The organism is Pseudomonas crudilactis, from assembly GCF_013433315.1.
Classification (GTDB): domain Bacteria; phylum Pseudomonadota; class Gammaproteobacteria; order Pseudomonadales; family Pseudomonadaceae; genus Aquipseudomonas; species Aquipseudomonas crudilactis.
Window position 1 is genome coordinate 1 of record NZ_WXVV01000007.1, and the last position, 18,123, is coordinate 18,123.

At 58.4% G+C, this 18,123-nt stretch carries 16 protein-coding genes and 4 tRNA genes; 5 read left to right on the top strand and 15 right to left on the bottom strand.

The genetic code is table 11. The features are described 5' to 3' along the window. From GTU76_RS09270 to bamJ, 6 genes are all read right to left on the bottom strand, one after another. On the bottom strand, positions 1-2,291 hold a 2,291-nt coding region (locus GTU76_RS09270), incomplete at its 3' end, for a DUF6531 domain-containing protein (RefSeq protein WP_180698485.1). Positions 2,292-2,530: 239 nt separating this feature from the next. After that, complete coding sequence (locus tag GTU76_RS09275; RefSeq protein ID WP_180698486.1) at positions 2,531-2,938, bottom strand: SEL1-like repeat protein; 408 nt, start codon at positions 2,936-2,938, stop codon at positions 2,531-2,533. Continuing rightward, a complete protein-coding gene (locus GTU76_RS09280) occupies positions 2,939-3,310 on the bottom strand; it encodes a hypothetical protein (RefSeq protein WP_003223109.1) in 372 nt (123 codons plus the stop codon). It abuts the gene before it with no gap. Beyond that, positions 3,307-3,648, bottom strand: coding sequence for a helix-turn-helix domain-containing protein (locus GTU76_RS09285; RefSeq protein ID WP_016987827.1), 342 nt, complete (start codon positions 3,646-3,648; stop codon positions 3,307-3,309). Before GTU76_RS09285 ends, GTU76_RS09280 begins: the two co-directional genes overlap by 4 nt. Before the next feature lie 112 nt (positions 3,649-3,760). Then, positions 3,761-4,216 (bottom strand): YkvA family protein, encoded by a 456-nt coding sequence (locus GTU76_RS09290; protein WP_016987828.1) that lies wholly within the window; start codon positions 4,214-4,216, stop codon positions 3,761-3,763. 294 nt (positions 4,217-4,510) lie between these two features. Continuing rightward, positions 4,511-5,227, bottom strand: a complete 717-nt coding sequence (bamJ, locus tag GTU76_RS09295) for a BamJ family beta-barrel-assembly machinery protein (protein ID WP_007919751.1) — start codon at positions 5,225-5,227, stop codon at positions 4,511-4,513. A 269-nt stretch (positions 5,228-5,496) separates the two neighbouring features. Here bamJ and GTU76_RS09300 point away from each other — a divergent pair, with 269 nt between their 5' ends. Then, positions 5,497-7,305 carry a di-heme-cytochrome C peroxidase gene (locus tag GTU76_RS09300; RefSeq protein ID WP_180698487.1) on the top strand — a complete coding sequence of 603 codons (1,809 nt, stop codon included), beginning with the start codon at positions 5,497-5,499 and terminating at the stop codon, positions 7,303-7,305. Continuing rightward, entirely contained in the window at positions 7,302-8,465 is a 1,164-nt protein-coding gene (locus GTU76_RS09305) for a catalase family protein (RefSeq protein ID WP_246376026.1), read from the top strand. The genes GTU76_RS09300 and GTU76_RS09305 overlap by 4 nt, the downstream gene beginning before the upstream one ends. Here GTU76_RS09305 and GTU76_RS09310 read toward each other — a convergent pair. The 5 genes from GTU76_RS09310 to GTU76_RS09330 all read right to left on the bottom strand — a co-directional run bounded on the left by GTU76_RS09310 (position 8,447) and on the right by GTU76_RS09330 (position 10,578). Next, a complete protein-coding gene (locus GTU76_RS09310; protein ID WP_180698488.1) occupies positions 8,447-9,829 on the bottom strand; it encodes a hypothetical protein in 1,383 nt (460 codons plus the stop codon). The two genes, GTU76_RS09305 and GTU76_RS09310, sit on opposite strands and share 19 nt — an antisense overlap. A 205-nt stretch (positions 9,830-10,034) precedes the next feature. Next, a tRNA-Asp gene (locus tag GTU76_RS09315) sits at positions 10,035-10,111 on the bottom strand. Between the two features lie 19 nt (positions 10,112-10,130). Continuing rightward, a tRNA-Val gene (locus tag GTU76_RS09320) sits at positions 10,131-10,206 on the bottom strand. A 200-nt stretch (positions 10,207-10,406) separates the two neighbouring features. Then, positions 10,407-10,483: transfer RNA gene (locus GTU76_RS09325), tRNA-Asp, on the bottom strand. 19 nt (positions 10,484-10,502) lie between these two features. Continuing rightward, positions 10,503-10,578 (bottom strand) — tRNA-Val (locus tag GTU76_RS09330). A gap of 159 nt (positions 10,579-10,737) precedes the next feature. Here GTU76_RS09330 and rdgC point away from each other — a divergent pair. The 3 genes from rdgC (at position 10,738) to sugE (ending at position 13,206) form a co-directional block, all read left to right on the top strand. Next, positions 10,738-11,658, top strand: a complete 921-nt coding sequence (rdgC, locus tag GTU76_RS09335) for a recombination-associated protein RdgC (protein ID WP_007919763.1) — start codon at positions 10,738-10,740, stop codon at positions 11,656-11,658. Positions 11,659-11,806: 148 nt separating this feature from the next. Next, the gene (locus GTU76_RS09340) at positions 11,807-12,772 is read left to right on the top strand and encodes a bile acid:sodium symporter family protein (protein ID WP_180698489.1); all 966 of its coding nucleotides are present in this window, start codon (positions 11,807-11,809) and stop codon (positions 12,770-12,772) included. Positions 12,773-12,891: 119 nt separating this feature from the next. Then, on the top strand, positions 12,892-13,206 hold the full coding sequence (sugE, locus tag GTU76_RS09345; RefSeq protein ID WP_180698490.1) for a quaternary ammonium compound efflux SMR transporter SugE: 315 nt from the start codon (positions 12,892-12,894) through the stop codon (positions 13,204-13,206). A 97-nt stretch (positions 13,207-13,303) separates the two neighbouring features. Here sugE and GTU76_RS09350 read toward each other — a convergent pair whose 3' ends face one another. From GTU76_RS09350 to GTU76_RS09365, 4 genes are all read right to left on the bottom strand, one after another. Next, on the bottom strand, positions 13,304-15,178 hold the full coding sequence (locus GTU76_RS09350) for an MFS transporter (protein WP_180698491.1): 1,875 nt from the start codon (positions 15,176-15,178) through the stop codon (positions 13,304-13,306). 99 nt (positions 15,179-15,277) lie between these two features. After that, positions 15,278-16,429, bottom strand: coding sequence for a TDT family transporter (locus tag GTU76_RS09355; protein WP_026000820.1), 1,152 nt, complete (start codon positions 16,427-16,429; stop codon positions 15,278-15,280). Between the two features lie 105 nt (positions 16,430-16,534). Next, positions 16,535-16,846 carry a cupin domain-containing protein gene (locus GTU76_RS09360; protein ID WP_180698492.1) on the bottom strand — a complete coding sequence of 104 codons (312 nt, stop codon included), beginning with the start codon at positions 16,844-16,846 and terminating at the stop codon, positions 16,535-16,537. A 51-nt stretch (positions 16,847-16,897) separates the two neighbouring features. After that, a complete protein-coding gene (locus tag GTU76_RS09365) occupies positions 16,898-18,085 on the bottom strand; it encodes an MFS transporter (protein WP_180698493.1) in 1,188 nt (395 codons plus the stop codon). Positions 18,086-18,123: the final 38 nt, after the last annotated feature.

The following is an 18,123-nucleotide window of genomic DNA, read 5'->3' on the forward strand; positions in this document are numbered from 1 at the left end:
ACCGCTTCGGTGACATCGCCCTCGGCATTGCGCCGGTAGATCCACACCGCATCGCCGCGAGAGCGTTTATGCAGGAAACCGTTGCGATACTCGTAGGACGTGGGTGCGTCATCCGGCGGAATCAGCGCCACCAGCCGTCCGACCTCGTCGTAGCGGTATTCGGTGATGGCACCCAAAGCATCCTGCTCGGCGATCAACCGTCCCGAAGAGTCATAGGCCTTGAGTTGCTCACCACCGTCCGCCGAGACTTTACGCACCAGTCGCGCACGTTCGTCGTGGACGTACGTCTCTTCGGTGCCGTCGACGTAATGCACCGCGACACTGCCGTCGTCATTCCAGACGTAGCGCGTGTCCATCTGCGAGAACGACGCCCAGTGCCTGACACATCGAGCGGCTTTCCCCGAGCGCTCCCACTCCCAGAAGAAACTCGCCCCGCCAGCCAGTTGCCGCTGCAGAATCACGTGGGCGTCGTCGTAGTCGTAACGCTCGCTGTCACCGACGGCGTTGCTGGCCTCGATCAGGTGCTGATAAGCGTCGTAGCGGTAACTGACCAGCGCTTGTTCAGTTACCCACTCCGCGTTCTGAAAAACCTGGTAATCCACACCCAGCAACTGCGCCCGGTCATAGCGCAACAGCAGCGAACGCCCGGCACCGTTGTCCAGTCGCTGCACCCGGTCAGACCGATCGCGCTGCACCGTCAGACGATTGCCATAGGCATCGCTGATCGCCGTCAGCCGTCCTGCACGAAAGTGATAAAACCGCGCCGTATCCCCGGCCAGCGCGAGGATCAGCTCCTCCGGTTCATCGCCAAGAAAAATCGCCGCCCGCGACAGACTGTTGTGAATCGCTGGACGCTCAATACTCGGCAACGGAAAGCGGGTGCGGCGGTTCTCGTGGTCGACCCAGACCACAAAGTCGCCTTCAAAGACCAGCCGATGCCCCAGCGAATGACTCCAGCCAAACCCCAACCCGACATCGATCTCAGCGGCGCTCGAGCGATACAACCGCGTGAACTCAAACGGCAACACGCCATCGAGCACGGCATCGCTCAGGGTCAGCAGTTCCTCACCGGTGACCATCGATACCGGGCAGCCATTGGTGCAGGTGAAGGGCACGCAATCGGCGCTGTCGCCGTTGGGGTTTTTCGCCTGATCCGGTGAGTCGTCGTGATGCTCGTCTTTCTTCAGCAAGGTGTTGCGCTGCGCATCCCAGCGCAACTGCATCCGGCCCTTTTTCACACCTGCCGCGATGCCTCGGGCAGCAACGGCTTTGTATTGATCGACGTATTTGATGAAGCCCTCAACGATGCCGAACATCGCCTGCACCAAACGCTTCACCGCCGACAGCAATTGCACGGCGCGATCCGCCAGACGCAGCGTCAGATAAGCGATGCCTGCACCACCACTGACGAACGTCAAGACGACGCTGATCAGCACATCGATGAGCACCTGCACCATGATCATCGATGCTGCTTCTGCGGTTTTGCCGGCGATTTCACTGGGCGGCAGCATCTCCAGCCAAAGGCTGGCAGTGCGCAGCAATAAACACAGTGCAGCTTCGTCACTGACCAGCAATTGAAGCTTTTCCATGACGTCAGGGGCTGTCGCTGCCAGCGCCATCAACTGCGTGGCGCCCTCGCCCAATCGCTCGGCGAACGCCCCGGGATCCTTGAGAATGTCCGAGAGCAAACCAATGCTGTCCCACACCCCCTCGATCGCCGCCCAACTCCCGGCGAGCATGCCGTTGCCCGCCGCCGTCGCCACCGACTGCGACCACTGCGGTTTGAAAACCTGCCACTCGCTGCGCAACCAGCCATCCAGCTCAGCGGTCAGGCCGTCATAGGCGTTGAACAGGTTCTCGACCTGACCCTCAGTGACCTCGCTGTGCACCTGCACCCGGTAGAACTTTCCCGCTGTTCCCGTGAACGAGCCCTTGCCTTGCGCGTCGAGGGTCACGGGGGTGGTTTCGCCACCATCCATGGCGATCACATCGACCACGATGTTGCCGAGCGGGATGTCGTACACCGACTCGAATTTGCTCTCGATCTCCATCACCCTGCCCTTCGGGCACTGGACGACACCTGAGAAAAATTCGTTGTCAGTGCTGCTGACGGCAGTGCTGTCGGCACCGAAGCGGATGATCCGCTCCATGCCCATCAGCGACGGAAAATCCGTCGCGTGACTGACTTTTTCCGCCGCTCGACTGGCCCAATGCTTGAGCTGCTCGCGGTAAATACTGAGGGTGGCGGGAAAGCTGTCGAGTCCTTGCTCGATGCGGGTGACGGCTTCCATCAGCGCACGCGGGTGTGCGAAGTGGACTGAATAACCGGGTCAAACATGAGCGTTCCCTCGCGCAAAAATTAGGCGCGGGAACTGTGCGGGGGATCAATCAGGAAAGAAGTCAGGCGAGTAGGCGATGACTGTAGGACTTATCTGTAAAGAATCGACAAGAAATAAACAGGTGCGCAGAAACGCAAACGCGGCGAGAGGAAAACCTCACGCCGCGTTGATTTGAGCGGAGATAAATGGATTTACAGTGTTGAATAGCGAGTACTCAGCCCTTTCAATTTGAGCTCAGCCAAGGGGTGCCCGGCTTTGGCAGCCATGCCCCACCAGTGTGCGGCTTCGAGAGGATCCGGCGACTTGCTCGGTGTTCCCGCCAGGCTGATCACACCGACCTGATAAGCCGCTTTGCCATCACCCGCAAGTGCCGCCAACCGCAACAGGCGCACACCTTCTTCACGCGCGCCCAGGCCGACACCACGAAAGGTCAGGATGTGCCCATAGAAGCTTTGCGCACCGACATCGCCAAGGTTGGCCATGCGCGCAAACTGACCTTCAAGCCAGCGCCAGCCACGCGGTTGCCGTACGAACCACGACCAGTGAAACAGCCTGCGAGCCAGCCAATAGCTCGCCCGCGCCTTGAGCCGTAAAAACACTCAGGCCTCCGCCGATTCCGGGTACTCGTATTCAAAAACGCGGACCACTTCCGAGGCGTGCCAAGAGGCGGCGGCAACGCCATCGGACGGCCCGGAAAAACGCCCCAGACGTTCAACGCACTCAAAGAAACCGGTGCGTGGCAGGCGACTGGCACCTTGGCTGATCACCAGTGAGCTGCGCAACGGTTGCTCGGCCTTGGCATCCAGCGCGGCCAGATGCTCAAGCGCGGCGGTCAAGGTTTGCATGGCCGGTGTCGGCAATTGCAACCGCTCGAGCAAGGCGCGATAAGTCAGCAGATGGCGCTGACGGCGCGCCTGATCCAGCTCTCCGAGCAATCCGTCCCAATGTTGACGACTGATGCGTACGCTCACGATTCATCCCTCCACCCTGGCACCGTCAGTTCCCAGGCCAAACTGCGGCGAATCGCGGCGTCGGGCTGACGCTCACCACTTTCGATCATGGCCAGATAAGACGGGCTGATGCCTACCGTGCGGGCCAGCGCCTCAATGGCGATGCCCTTCCCTTCGCGCAAACTGCGTAGTTGATCCAGACCTGGAAGAATCTGGTCTGGTGTGGCCGCGAGCGGCGTGACTGCCGGACGCGACGGTGTTTCGTTGATACCTGCTGCTTTTAGTAGAGCCTGATACTGAGCCCACGGCAGAACCGCGTATTCGGGTTCGCCATCGCGTGCAATTATCTGAATATCCATGACTACCCCGTAGGACAACAACACTTAGCGAGTCGGCACTTTTCCCTAGAAGTGTAATCCTAACAGCGGCCAAGGTCGCGGGGGGTATCTATCTGTACGAGGGTGTTGAGAATCAGGTTTTTTTCGGCCCCTGAAGTTGCAGTTGTTCGGGGGTATCCGGCAGGCGTTCGACGACTGCCAGTTTTTCCGGCTGCTGACGGTTGCGCCAAAGACGAAAAGCATTGAGTTCATCGTCGAGGGTTTTCATCAGCCAGGCGAGGACGGCAATGTCGTCGAGCATGCCGAACACGGGAATGAAATCCGGAATCGCATCGACCGGACTGAGGAAGTACATCAACCCCGCCACGACCGAAATCAATGCTTTGCCACTGATGGCCCGATACTCGCCGCGCCAATAGGCCAGGCACAACGCCTGGAGTAAACGTAAGTCGTCCTTGAGTTTACCGAGACGATTGCCTTGCGCGGCGCCTTTGCTGGCAACCGCAAACAATAAGGTCGGCAAGCGGCCTCGTGCCAGCAGGCGACCGGCCAGGGGCAGGAATCGAGCGAAATTCCACGGAGCTTTCATCTATTCCTCCCGTTGAAATGTTATCCACACAAATTGTGGATAACCTTGTGAACAGAGCTGCATTTCAGCGCTGGAAGCCCCGTTTCATAAGGGCTGCGCTCAGATCGGGCGTTTTTTACTCACATAAAAAACCCCAATATTTCATTGACTTGGCTGCTCAGGGCGGCTAGCGATGGCAGTCTCATTGGCTATGACTCTCCCGACTGCCATCGGTTCGCTCTGTTTACCCTTGCCAGGGTCCAGATGCAACAACGCCCCGCATAAGCGAGGCGTTGTTGTTGAAGCCTTTACCAATTACTTGGCAGCAGCGGCTTCTTTGGCTGGATCCTTGATGGCCAGCAGTTCCAGGTCGAAGACCAGAACCGAGTTGGCCGGGATTGCCGGGCTTGGCGACTGAGCGCCGTAAGCCAGATCGCTAGGGATGTACAGTTTGTACTTCTCGCCAACGTGCATCAGTTGCAGACCTTCAACCCAACCCGGAATCACGCCGCTCACCGGCAGATCGATCGGGCTGCCGCGCTCGACGGAGCTGTCGAAGACGGTGCCGTTGGTCAGCTTGCCGGTGTAGTGAACGGTCACTACGTCAGTCGGCTTAGGCTGTGGGCCATCAGCTTTCTTGACCACTTCGTACTGCAGGCCGGAAGCGGTGGTTGTTACACCAGCCTTCTTGCCGTTTTCTTCGAGGAATTTCTTGCCAGCGGCTGCCGACTCTTCGCTCATCTTGGCCATACGCTCTTCAGCACGCTTTTGCAGCGCGGCGAAGGCTTCGACCAGTTCTTCGTCTTTCAGCTTCTGTTCTTTCTTGCCAACGGCATCTTCGATGCCCTGGGCTACCGCTTTGGAGTCCAGATCATCCATGCCTTCCTGAGCCAGGCTCTTGCCCATGTTCAGGCCGATACCGTAGGAAGCTTTTTGCGCCGGGGTTTTCAGCTCTACGCTGGTCTGCGAATCACAACCCGCGAGGACCAGGCTAACCAGGGCAACCGCCGCCGCCAACCGATGCTGTTTCATGCTATTTCCTTGTTCATGCGCCGAAAGGGCAATCGAGTAAAGCCGCGAGCTTATCAGGCCGCCACGACCAATGGCTACCGGCATGAGAGCAGGAAACTTCCGATAAGTTCAGGGATTAAAACGCATTGGCGCGAAGCGACGATGAAGCTTCTGTCATCTCGCCCCGACAATCAGCGTCGTTTCTTCTTGCATCATCTGGCGTAATGGCCACTTGCCGCATAGTGCAGGCTCAGGCATAACAGCGGAACAATTCGACAAGGATGTTTATCTTGCGCCTTTTATTCCGTGTGCTGACCCTGATCGTCGTGCTGCTGGGACTCGTGCTCGCAGTGGTGCTGTATTACGTCGCCAACCCGAAATTGCCCTTCTACTCCCCCGCCGAGCAGGTGCATTACCTCGATCAGTGGAATGACGAAGACCGGCAAACCTACTATTTCACGCCTCAGGGCACGCAGGTCAAAGGCCTGCGCTATGAGTGGTTCCAGGCGTTGGAGCTGCCCTTCTCGGAGCGACGTTTCGCCTCACCCGATTACCTCGCGCGTTTCGGTTTTCTGATTGATCCGCAGCAGAAAGCCACGGCGAACAATCCGGGTAACCTCCCCGTCGGTTTTGCCCGGCACCAGAATCCCGGAAACTCCGAGCAATATCTGGACATCACTTGCGCCGCTTGCCACACCGGCGAATTGCGCTTTAACGGCCAAGCCGTGCGGATCGACGGTGGTACCGCGCAACATGTGCTGCCTTCCAGCGTTCCTACTTTGCGCGGCGGCAGTTTCGGACAGGCGTTGGTGGCAAGTCTGACCGCGACTTACTACAACCCATGGAAATTCGAACGTTTTGCCAGAACCGTGCTGGGCGACGAATACGACACGCGCCACGAGCAATTGCGCAAAGACTTCAAAACCTCTCTGAATACATTCATCAAGGTCGCCTGGAACGATACCCATCGCGGCCTCTATCCGACCGAAGAAGGTCCTGGCCGCGCCGATGCCTTTGGACGCATTGCCAATGCGACGTTTGGCGATGCGATTTCCCCCGCCAACTATCGCGTGGCCAATGCCCCGGTGGATTACCCGCAGCTGTGGGACATGTGGACATTCGATTGGGTGCAGTGGAACGGCTCGGCGCAGCAGCCGATGGCGCGCAACATCGGTGAAGCGTTAGGCGTCGGCGCCACCCTGAATTTTTTCGATGGCAACGGCCAGCCGCTGCAAGGCGAAGCACGCTATGCCTCCAGTGTGCGTGTGCGTGATCTGCACAAGATCGAAGAAACCCTGCAAAAGCTCAAGCCACCCACCTGGCCTGAGGAGCTGCTTGGCGCCATCGACAAACCACAGGCAGTGAAGGGGCGCATGCTGTTTGCCGAGAATTGCGCCGGTTGTCACGTCCCGCGCCAGACTCAGGAAGGTCAGCGCTGGGTGCAGCATTTGCACATGCTGCCGGTCGACGTCATCGGCACCGACCCGACCGCCGCCAACAATATCGCCACCCACCGTTTCGACCTGACTGCCCTGCAATGGGATCTGAAGGAACTCGAAACCCTGGACGTCAAACTGCACCCGACGCCCAAGCAACCCCTGGATCTGAGCCAACTGTCGGTGGCCAGGGGCCTGGCTTACGTCACTGCCTTCGTCGAAGACCGCGCCTACCGCGACGCCAACGTCACACCACAGGAAAAGCCCCGGCTGGACGGCTTCGGCCTGCCAATCGGCGTGCGCGAAAAAGTCGCCTACAAGGCCCGGCCGCTAGCCGGTGTCTGGGCTACTGCGCCATTTCTGCACAACGGCTCGGTGCCGAGCCTTTATCAGTTGCTGTCGCCGCAAGATGAGCGCGCCACGACCTTTTTCAAAGGCACATTCGAATACGATCCGCGACATCTGGGTTATCGCACCGAAGCCTTTACCAATGGTTTCCTGTTCGACACGCGCATCACTGGCAACCACAACAGCGGCCATGAATTCCGCGCTGGCGAACGCGGCAACGGCGTGATTGGCCGGCTGCTGCAGCCCGAAGAACGCTGGGCGCTGCTTGAATACCTGAAAGTCCTCGGCGGCCCACTGGAGGCGCAACTGCCATGATCTCGGCCTTCAAGAAAGAACTGCCGCTGTTGGCCAGAGTCTGGTTGTGGCTTGGACGTCTGCTTGGCAAAGTCCTGCTGATAATGGTCATCATCGGCCTCCTCGGCTGGGCCACTGCCACGGCATGGTTTGCCTGGCAGCACCGCGGCCCGGTTTCGGCGCAGGAGCAGATTCCGCCCGGCGAAGCCGCGATGACTCAGGACGTGATTCAGACTGCCGTGCGCGTCGTCGATCAACATCGCGAAAGCACACGCTATCTGCGCGACGCACATGCCAAGGCCCATGGCTGCGTCAAGGCTCAGGTGCAGGTTCTACCGGAACTGGCGCAGTCGCTGCGACAGGGCGTATTCAGTGAGCCAGGCAAAACCTGGCAGGCAATGATTCGCCTGTCCAACGGCAATGCCTACCCACAGTTCGACAGCATCCGCGACGCCAGGGGCATGGCGATCAAACTGCTGGACGTTTCGGGAAAACAGTTGCTCGACAACCGCCAGGCAGTGCATGAACAGGATTTCGTGATGTTCAGCCATCCGAATTTCTTTGTCAGCGATGTCGCCGAGTATCGTCAGAATGTGGCAGCGCAGGCTGACGGCAAGAAGGTCATGGCGTTTTTCCCCGGGTGGGACCCGCGCAGCTGGCAGATCCGTCACTTGTTTATTGCCTTGGCAACATTGTCGCCGCCGCCGGACAGCCCGACGGCGACTACATACTTTTCGGTTTCGCCCTACAAGTTCGGCGACGCGAATGCAAAGTTTCGCGTAGCACCAGACCCAGACAATTGCCCCGCTTACACATTGCCCAAACAGAACCACGACCTGCCAAACTTCCTGCGCAGCGCGTTGAATCAGCAATTGTCGGCAGATCGGGTACCGGCCTGTTTTATGCTGCAAATCCAGCGCCAGGATGCCAATAAATACATGCCGATCGAAGACACCAGCATCGAATGGCGCGAGCAGGATGCGCCTTTCGAAACCGTAGCGCTAATCACGCTGCCGCCGCAGGATTTCGATAATCCGGCGCTGAATCTGCAATGCGACAACCTGTCGTTCAATCCTTGGTTTGGCGTTGAGGCGCATCGCCCGATCGGCGGCATCAACCGGTTGCGCAAAGCGGTGTACGAAGCAATTAGCGACTATCGCCATCAACGCAACAGCGAATGATCCGTATGGCGCCTGCTGGCAACAACGCTGGTCGATGCCGTAATCCTTCCGACAGTGGGCCAGGTCTTGCTCGGGAACAGAACACTGAGGATCCCGGCGTCGGCAACTTTGTCGACAGACATCGTTGGCGTGATCTCGCCAGTGATTAACTTCTGCTCAAGGCCTTGAGCCAGTTCGACAAGCAGCGCGCGGACCTTCGGCATGAGCGGCTTGGCAAAACGTAGCACCGCCCCATCGCGGGTGACGGCAAAAACACGCTGATGAGGTGCCATGATTACACGGTCCAGACTGACCTTGAGGTCCGCTGCAGAGAAGAAATTCTGCTGAAGCTCCACTTCGCTCGGAGCCAGACGTGCCGTTGGTAATGGCTGAATCGAATGGTAAATGCCATGCACACGAAATTCGCGGGGGATCAACGGATTGCCGTGCTGATCCTTGGGAAACAGTTGTGCCCGGTCGAAGCTGGCGTAAGGGCTGGAAACCGGTTCGGTCAGAATAAAAAAATCACTGACGTTATGTTTGAGAATGAAGCCGACATTGGGCTGCGCTGCTGTCGACTCAGGTGATTTGGTATGCAGATAAAGCGCAACATCCTTGGCATCCTGAAAGATCGGACCAAAGATCGGCATTGCTGAGTGTGCCGGCTGTACTTGCAGGATATCCGTCCTCCAACTGGCGTTGAGGTGGCCGCGGTGCCGCCAGAGATCACCGGTTACGACGACCGTTGTTGTTCCGGCGGCCAACGTCAGCAAGATCCACAGGCTGCTTGGAATCGAACCATCTTCATACAACTCCTCGAAACGTCGAGGCTGGCCGCTACTTTTCCTGGTAAGGCGCGGCGAAAGCTCCTGCTCAAACGGCGAGTCTTTCGACGTGTATGACAGAAGCCCCCCATTACGCGCGGATAGATAACATTTCGCGAATTTTCGGTGCGTATTCATCACTTCCGACAAATCTGAAATTGCGAAGAAACGATTACGCTGAATCCATTCGGTTGTGGCCTCATCGGTACCTTGCGCTTTCACCGGACGGGCGTGAAAACTCGCCTCAAGGGTGAGGCCGCTCGGGACAATCAGCTCCCCCGCCGCGCTGACGACTACAGCGGGTATGCCAGGTTGCCTGGTGGTTGCATCGCCCTGATGATTCTTGTCGTCGGCCACCGGCGCATCTATGCGCTCTGCGCAAATGAATCGTGCATCGACGGTTTTCAGAATGAACCCGTTGAATTCGCCGTTTCGCGGGGCCTTCAACAGGCCGTGCAGGCATGCAGCGGCGTCATCGCTGGAAAGAAAGGCTGGACTGGATGACAGGAACGACAGCGCTTGGCCGTCATCGGCGGCAGAAATTTCAGCAGGATTTGGCATTGGATTGGCTCTCGTCGGGCAATTGGCTGGCTCTATGACGTAGAAGCGTCATGAAGAACATTGCTCATTGTCCGAAAGCGACGGAACCGGCAGGCACTACATAGTTATGGGTCGCGAAAAATACCCAAATCCCAGACAGCAAAAAGCCCGCACAAGGCGGGCTTTCTGTGGTGATCTGGCGTTCAGTGTTCCAGATTACCGAATATGGCGCAGCGGACGGGACTCGAACCCGCGACCCCCGGCGTGACAGGCCGGTATTCTAACCGACTGAACTACCGCTGCGCGAAACGCTTGAAACGAATGGTGGGTGATGACGGGATCGAACCGCCGACATTCTGCTTGTAAGGCAGACGCTCTCCCAGCTGAGCTAATCACCCTTCGCTTCGTTACGGGACGCATTATGCCACAAGTTTTCGTAAAGTGTTGATTTAATTGAAGTTTTTTTCAAATAAATCCGAAAACCCGTAAAACGACACATCCCGTGGGTACAACTGTACAAACCTTGAGGCAGAAAAAAACCCGCTTTGGCGGGTTTTTCCGTGGTGACCTGGCGTTCAGTGGTCCAGGTTACCGAATATGGCGCAGCGGACGGGACTCGAACCCGCGACCCCCGGCGTGACAGGCCGGTATTCTAACCGACTGAACTACCGCTGCGCTAAACACTTGAAACGAATGGTGGGTGATGACGGGATCGAACCGCCGACATTCTGCTTGTAAGGCAGACGCTCTCCCAGCTGAGCTAATCACCCTTCGCTTCGGTGTGGCGCGCATTCTACGGAGCGACCCAACCTCTGGCAAGCACTTTTTTAAATAATTTTCTCAGGCCTTCCAAAGGCTTAGAGAAGGGTTGGCCTATGGGACGGCGAAGACAATAATGCCCCCCTTTGTATAAAGGAGAGACTCACCCCATGTGGTTCAAAAACCTGCTTATCTATCGCCTGACCCAAGACCTGCCTGTCGATGCCGAGGCGCTGGAAACTGCACTGGCCACCAAACTGGCGCGTCCATGTGCAAGCCAGGAGTTGACCACCTACGGTTTCGTCGCGCCGTTCGGCAAAGGCGAAGATGCTCCACTGGTGCACGTCAGCGGTGACTTCCTGCTGATTTCCGCGCGTAAAGAAGAACGCATCCTGCCGGGCAGCGTTGTGCGTGACGCGGTCAAGGAAAAGGTCGAAGAGATCGAAGCCGAGCAGATGCGCAAGGTCTATAAGAAGGAACGCGATCAGATCAAGGATGAAATCATCCAGGCGTTTCTGCCGCGCGCGTTTATCCGTCGCTCGTCGACCTTCGCCGCCATCGCGCCGAAACAGGGCCTGATCCTGGTCAACTCGGCCAGCCCGAAACGTGCCGAAGACCTCCTGTCGACCCTGCGTGAAGTGATCGGCACCCTGCCCGTCCGCCCGCTGACCGTAAAAATGTCGCCTACCGCGACCATGACCGAATGGGTCACCACGCAAAAAGCCGCCGACGACTTCTATGTACTGGATGAGTGCGAACTGCGCGACACCCACGAAGACGGCGGTATCGTCCGTTGCAAGCGTCAGGACCTGACCAGCGAAGAAATCCAGCTGCACCTGAGCACCGGCAAAGTCGTGACTCAACTGTCGCTGGCCTGGCAGGACAAGCTGTCGTTCATGCTCGATGACAAGATGACCGTCAAACGTCTGAAGTTCGAAGATCTGTTGCAGGATCAGGCGGAACAGGACGGCGGTGATGAAGCGTTGGGGCAACTGGATGCCAGCTTCACGCTGATGATGCTGACCTTCGGTGATTTCCTGCCGGCACTGGTTGAAGCGTTGGGTGGCGAAGAGACTCCTCAAGGCATCTAAAGCCGTGTGATGTCCAAACTGTAGGAGTGAGCCTGCTCGCGATGAGGGACTGACATTCAACTTATGTGTTGATTGAAAGATCGCTATCGCGAGCAGGCTCACTCCTACATTTGTTTTGTGGTGTTCATTTAATAATAAGGATCAAGCCATGCGCGCACTGGCTGCACTCAGCCGCTTTGTCGGCAATACCTTCGCTTACTGGGTTCTGATTTTCGCGGTGATTGCGTTCCTGCAACCGGAGTGGTTCCTCGGCCTGAAAAGCGCGATCGTGCCGCTACTCGGGCTGGTGATGTTCGGTATGGGCCTGACCCTCAAACTCGACGACTTCGCTGCCGTTGCCCGCCATCCATGGCGTGTGGCGCTGGGCGTGGTTGCCCATTTCGTGATCATGCCCGGCGTGGCGTGGTTGCTTTGCCAGGTGTTTCATCTGCCGCCGGAAATCGCCGTCGGGGTGATCCTGGTCGGCTGCTGCCCAAGCGGCACGTCGTCCAACGTGATGACCTGGCTGGCTCGCGGCGATCTGGCGTTGTCGGTCGCGATCGCTGCCGTCACCACCCTCCTCGCCCCACTGCTGACCCCGGCGTTGATCTGGCTGCTGGCCTCGGCATGGTTGCCGGTATCGTTCATGGAGTTGTTCTGGTCGATCCTGCAAGTGGTGCTGCTGCCGATCATTCTCGGCGTAGTTGCCCAGCGTTTGCTTGGTGACCGAGTACGCCACGCAGTGGATGTATTGCCGCTGGTGTCGGTGGTCAGCATCGTGATCATCGTCACCGCCGTGGTGGCCGCCAGCCAGGCAAAAATCGCCGAATCCGGCCTGCTGATCATGGCTGTGGTCATGCTGCACAACAGCTTCGGTTATTTGCTGGGCTACTTCACCGGGCGCCTGTTCAAGTTGCCGCTGGCCCAGCGCAAATCGCTGGCGCTGGAAGTGGGCATGCAGAATTCGGGATTGGGCGCGGCGTTGGCCAGTGCGCATTTTTCGCCATTGGCGGCAGTGCCGAGCGCGCTGTTCAGCGTTTGGCACAATATTTCCGGGGCACTGCTGTCGACGTACTTCCGGCGCATGAGTGAGAAGGAAGATCGCGATTCGCTGGCGCAACAAGCGGCCGACTGAGGCGCAAACTTGATCCCCGGGTTAATGCTCGTCAAACTATCGCGCAACGCGGGGACGACCCTGCGGCTCGATCGAGTCATTAATCTGGGGACGACCCCGTCAATCGATGGAGGTCTCTCATGTCCTGGATCATTCTGTTTTTCGCCGGCCTGTTCGAAGTCGGCTGGGCCGTCGGCCTGAAATACACCGACGGTTTCAGCCGCCCGCTCCCCACCGTACTGACCGTTGCGGCCATGGCCATCAGCCTTGGCCTGCTTGGCCTGGCGATGAAAGAATTGCCGCTGGGTACGGCCTATGCGATCTGGACCGGTGTTGGTGCCGTGGGCACGGTGATTGCCGGGATCATCCTGTTTGGCGAGTCGATGGCGTTGATTCGGCTGGCCAGCGTGGCGTTGATCATTACCGGGTTGATCGGGCTTAAGGTCAGCGCCTAGGCCTCGACCGCTATCGCGAGCAGGCTCACTCCTACAGGGGAACGCGTTTCAAATGTAGGAGTGAGCCTGCTCGCGATGAGGCCCACACAGTCACCGACTATCTAACTGCCCCGCGCAACTCCCCGACCAACCCCTGCAACTTCGCCGGCTCAGCCGCATCAACGCCCACCGGCGCACCCGCCACCAACGTCACCCGCGACCACAACCGATGAAAAAAGCCCTTGTTCGGATCGCGACTGAAGAAACTCCCCCACAGCCCTTGCAACGCCAGCGGAATCACCGGCACTGGCGTCTCCTCCAGAATCCGCGTCAGCCCGCCCCGGAACTCGTTCATCTCGCCATCCGACGTCAGCTTGCCTTCCGGGAAGATGCACACCAGCTCACCATCCTTCAGATATTGAGCAATCCGCGTGAAGGCCTTTTCGTAGATCTGGATGTCTTCGTTACGCCCGGCAATCGGAATTGTCCCCGCCGTGCGGAAGATAAAGTTCAGTACCGGCAAGTTGTAGATCTTGTAGTACATGACAAAGCGAATCGGCCGACGCACCGCACCGCCAATCAGCAAGGCATCGACGAACGACACGTGGTTGCACACCAGCAATGCCGCGCCTTCATCGGGAATCGCCTCAAGGTTACGGTGCTCGACGCGGTACATGGAATGGCTGAGTAGCCAGATCATGAAACGCATGCTGAACTCGGGGACGATCTTGAAGATGTAGGCGTTGACGCCGATATTCAGCAGCGACACCACGAGGAACAACTGCGGGATCGACAGCTTGGCCACGCTCAGCAGCACGATCGAGACGATGGCTGATACCACCATAAACAACGCGTTGAGAATGTTGTTGGCGGCAATCACCCGCGCGCGCTCGTTTTCAGCGGTACGTGACTGGATCAAGGCATACAGCGGCACAATGTAGAAGCCACCGAATATGCCGAGGCCGAGGATGTCAATCAACACTGCCCATGTGTGCACGAAACCGAGCACTGCAATCCAGCTGTGGCCGGTGACGCTGTCAGGAATTCCGCCGGAATGCCACCACAACAGCAGACCGAACACGGTCAGACCGAACGAGCCAAACGGCACCAGACCGATCTCGACCTTGCGCCCGGACAGCTTCTCGCAAAGCATCGAACCCAGCGCGATGCCAACCGAGAACACAGTGAGAATAAGCGTTACAACAGTTTCATCGCCGTGCATCCACTCTTTTGCGTAGGCCGGAATCTGCGTCAGGTAAATCGCCCCGACAAACCAGAACCACGAGTTGCCGACGATCGAGCGCGACACCGCCGGGGTCTGGCCCAGGCCAAGTTTCAAGGTGGCCCAGGATTGGCTGAAGATGTTCCAGTTCAGGCGCATTTCCGGGGATGACGCAGCCGCGCGAGGGATGCTGCGGCTGGCCAGATAACCCAGCACGGCAATGCCGACAATGGCAGTCGAGACCAGCGGCGCGTAATGGGTCGATGACATGATGACCCCGGCACCAATCGTCCCGGCGAGAATCGCCAGAAACGTGCCCATCTCCACCAGGCCGTTACCACCCACCAGTTCATCCTCACGCAGCGCCTGCGGCAGGATCGAATATTTCACCGGTCCGAACAGCGCCGAGTGCGTGCCCATGGCGAACAGTGCCACCAGCATCAGCGACAAGTGATCAAAGAGGAAACCGACCGATCCTACGGCCATGATCGCAATTTCCGCGAGCTTGATCAGACGGATCAGCGCGTCCTTGGCGAACTTCTCCCCGAACTGCCCGGCCAATGCCGAGAACAGAAAGAACGGCAGAATAAACAGCAACGCACACAGGTTGACCCAGATCGAGCGGTCACCCTCAATGGTCAAGCGATAGAGAATGGCGAGGATCAGCGACTGCTTGAACACGTTGTCGTTGAACGCGCCGAGCGACTGCGTGATGAAAAACGGCAAGAAGCGCCGCGTGCGCAGCAGGTTGAACTGTGAGGGGTGACTCATCTTCCGTGTTTCCCTGATGTTTAAGGTAGAGAGGCCTGGGTACTGCTTATTGGATTCTCGAACCGCGATCCAGGCCACACCTTACCTAAACTTTTCAGGTTATTTCTTCAAACCTGCGATGCACGGCGAGACAAACAGCTCGCCTCGCCAGGCGCCTTGCACGGTGCGTTTGCCGACAATCAGCCACATTACCGCCAGCAACAGCACCAGCGCGGTACCGAAGACGCTGAAAAACGTCAGGTTCAGGGTGCTAGCCAGTTTCAAGGTTGCCAGCGAATACACACCCAACGGGAAGGTGAATCCCCACCAGCCGAGGTTGAACGGAATGCCGTCACGCAAGTAACGCACGGTGATCAGCAGCGCCATCAGCATCCACCACAGACCAAAGCCCCACAGCGTAATCCCTGCAATAAGTCCAAGACCCGAAGCGATTTCGCCGATGCCCGGCAGACCGTTTGCCGCGAAGATCGCTGGCGCATCACCGCCCAGCAGCAACATGCCCAGCGCACCGGTGCCGATCGGGCCGAGGGCCAGCCAGCTCGAAGCGGCCATGTTTTCGTGGGGCAGTTTATGCAGAGCCATGCGCAGCAGCAGAATCGTCAGAATGCTGAACGCTACCGGTAGGGAAAAGGCCCAGAGCACGTAGCTCGTTGTCAGTACCACCAGTTGCGAATGGGCGTCGGTCAGGTGCGGAGCGAGCAAACCACCGCTGGCCGCTGCCACTTCTGCCGCCACTACCGGCAACAGCCAAACGGCGGTCATCTGGTCGATGCTGTGTTCCTGGCGGGTAAACATCATGTAGGGAATCAACACGCCGCAAGCCAGCGACATGGCCACATCGATCCACCACAGCACTTCGGCGAGATGGATCACGCCGTCGCCCCAGCGCGGCAGGCCGAACAGCAGAACGCCGTTGATGATCGTCGCCAGACCCATCGGAATCGTGCCGAAGAACATCGATACCGTGGAGTGGCCGAAAATCCGCCGCGCTTCATCAAAGAACAGGATCCAGCGCGCGGCGTAGGCGACGGTAAACAGGCTGAATAACAGAATGTTGAACAACCACAAACCTTCAGCGAAAGCGTGCAGGCCTGGAATGGCCACCGGCAGTTGCGCCAGCGCCAACGCCAACACTCCGGTGCCCATGGTCGCGGCGAACCAGTTTGGGGTGAACTGGCGAATCACTTCGCGTGGATGCTGAAGCTGGCTGAACGGCTTGATGCCGGGTTTGGCAGTGTTGGGGCAAGTCATCATGGAGTCCTCTCCTCTGGTGAGGTTGAACCCATGGTAGAACCGAATCGAATATCTATATAACGGGTAATTTCTCTAACTGTTATCTGTTTTACCAATATGCAGTCAGACGCTGCCTTCGCTTTCGATCACCAGAATCCGTGCTGCGCCTTGCGGATGGGCGACATGCTCGGTGCCGACGCTCGCATAGAAGATGTCGCCGACATCAAGCTGCACCTGTTTTTCCTCGCCCTGCTCACGGTAATGCATGATCACCTGGCCATCGAGCACCACAAACACTTCCTCGCCGTCGTTGATATGCCATTTGTACGGCTGATCCGTCCAGTGCAGGCGCGTGGTGATGCCGTTCATGTTGGCGATGTCCAGCGCGCCCCAGGCGCGCTCGGCGGTGAAGGTCTTGCTGCGAATAATCTTCATGAGTCGATCCGTGAGAAGAAGGCTGGGCAAGGCTAACCGAAAGCGCGCCGTTTATGGAGCACGGCACACTTTGGATGGCGCTGGACGCAGGCTCAGCAACAGCGCGCCTAAAGCCAACACGATCAGAATTGCCCCGTAACCATCGGTGGTCGCCAGCAAACCGTAGTTGCGCGACAAGTGCCCGGCGAGCAATGCCGGCAGGCAGAACGCCAGATAACTGACCACGTAATACGCCGCCATCAACCCGGCGCGCTCATGGGGCAAAGCCAGCGGCACCAGGCTGCGCACAGCACCGAGAAATCCCGAGCCAAAGCCGCAACCAGCCACCAGCGTGCCGAGGAAAAACAGCGACAGACTGGCGCTGTGCACGCCCAGCAGAATCAACACCAGACCGATCGGCAGCAGGCTCGCGCCCAACTGCAATGCTCGCGCGGCGGGACGATTGCGCATCATGAAAATCATCAGTGCCCCGGTCACCGTCAAGGCTGCCACGGTTGCGCCGCCGATCAAATTGGAGGTCGAACCGGTGGCGGTGCGCACCAATGACGGTGCCAACGAGGCGTAGAAACCGCCGAGCGCCCACGTTGCCGTATTCAGCGGCAACACGCGCCACAAGGTGGCCCGCGCTTGAATCGGCACGTGCAACGTCGGCCGCAGCGATGCCCACGCCCCGGCTTGCGGGGTGACGCTTTCCGGCAAGCGCCAGACATAGACGCCCTGCAAGACGAACAGCGTGAGCAGCAGCCAATAGGTCAGTTGCAACGGCGCCGGCGCAAATTCGGCCAACAAACCGCAGCCCATGCCGCCCAAGGCCATGCCGAGCAACGGCGCCACACTGTTGATCAACGGCCCCTGCTGGCGATCCGTGTCGAGCAGGGTCGCGCTTAAAACAGCGGTGGCCATGCCGGTGGCAAATCCTTGCAGAACACGCGCGCTGATCAGCCACGCCACGCTGTCGGCATAGATAAACAGCAGCATCGCCAACGCGTTGAGCAACACGGCGGTGAAGATCACCGGTTTGCGTCCCAGGTGATCGGACAGCGAGCCGACAGTTAATAGCGCCGCCAACAGGCTGAGGGCGTAGACGCCGAAAATCAGGGTCAGAACAGCTGCCGAGAAATGCAGTTGATCCTGATACAAGTGATACAGCGGCGTCGGCGCCGTGGAAGCAGCGAGAAAACTGAGTAAGGTGATCGCCAGAAACCACAGGCTGGATCGATTGGAAGCAAGGCTGATCATGGGCACACTCCGCAAAAGCTAATTTTTTGCTTTTGCGG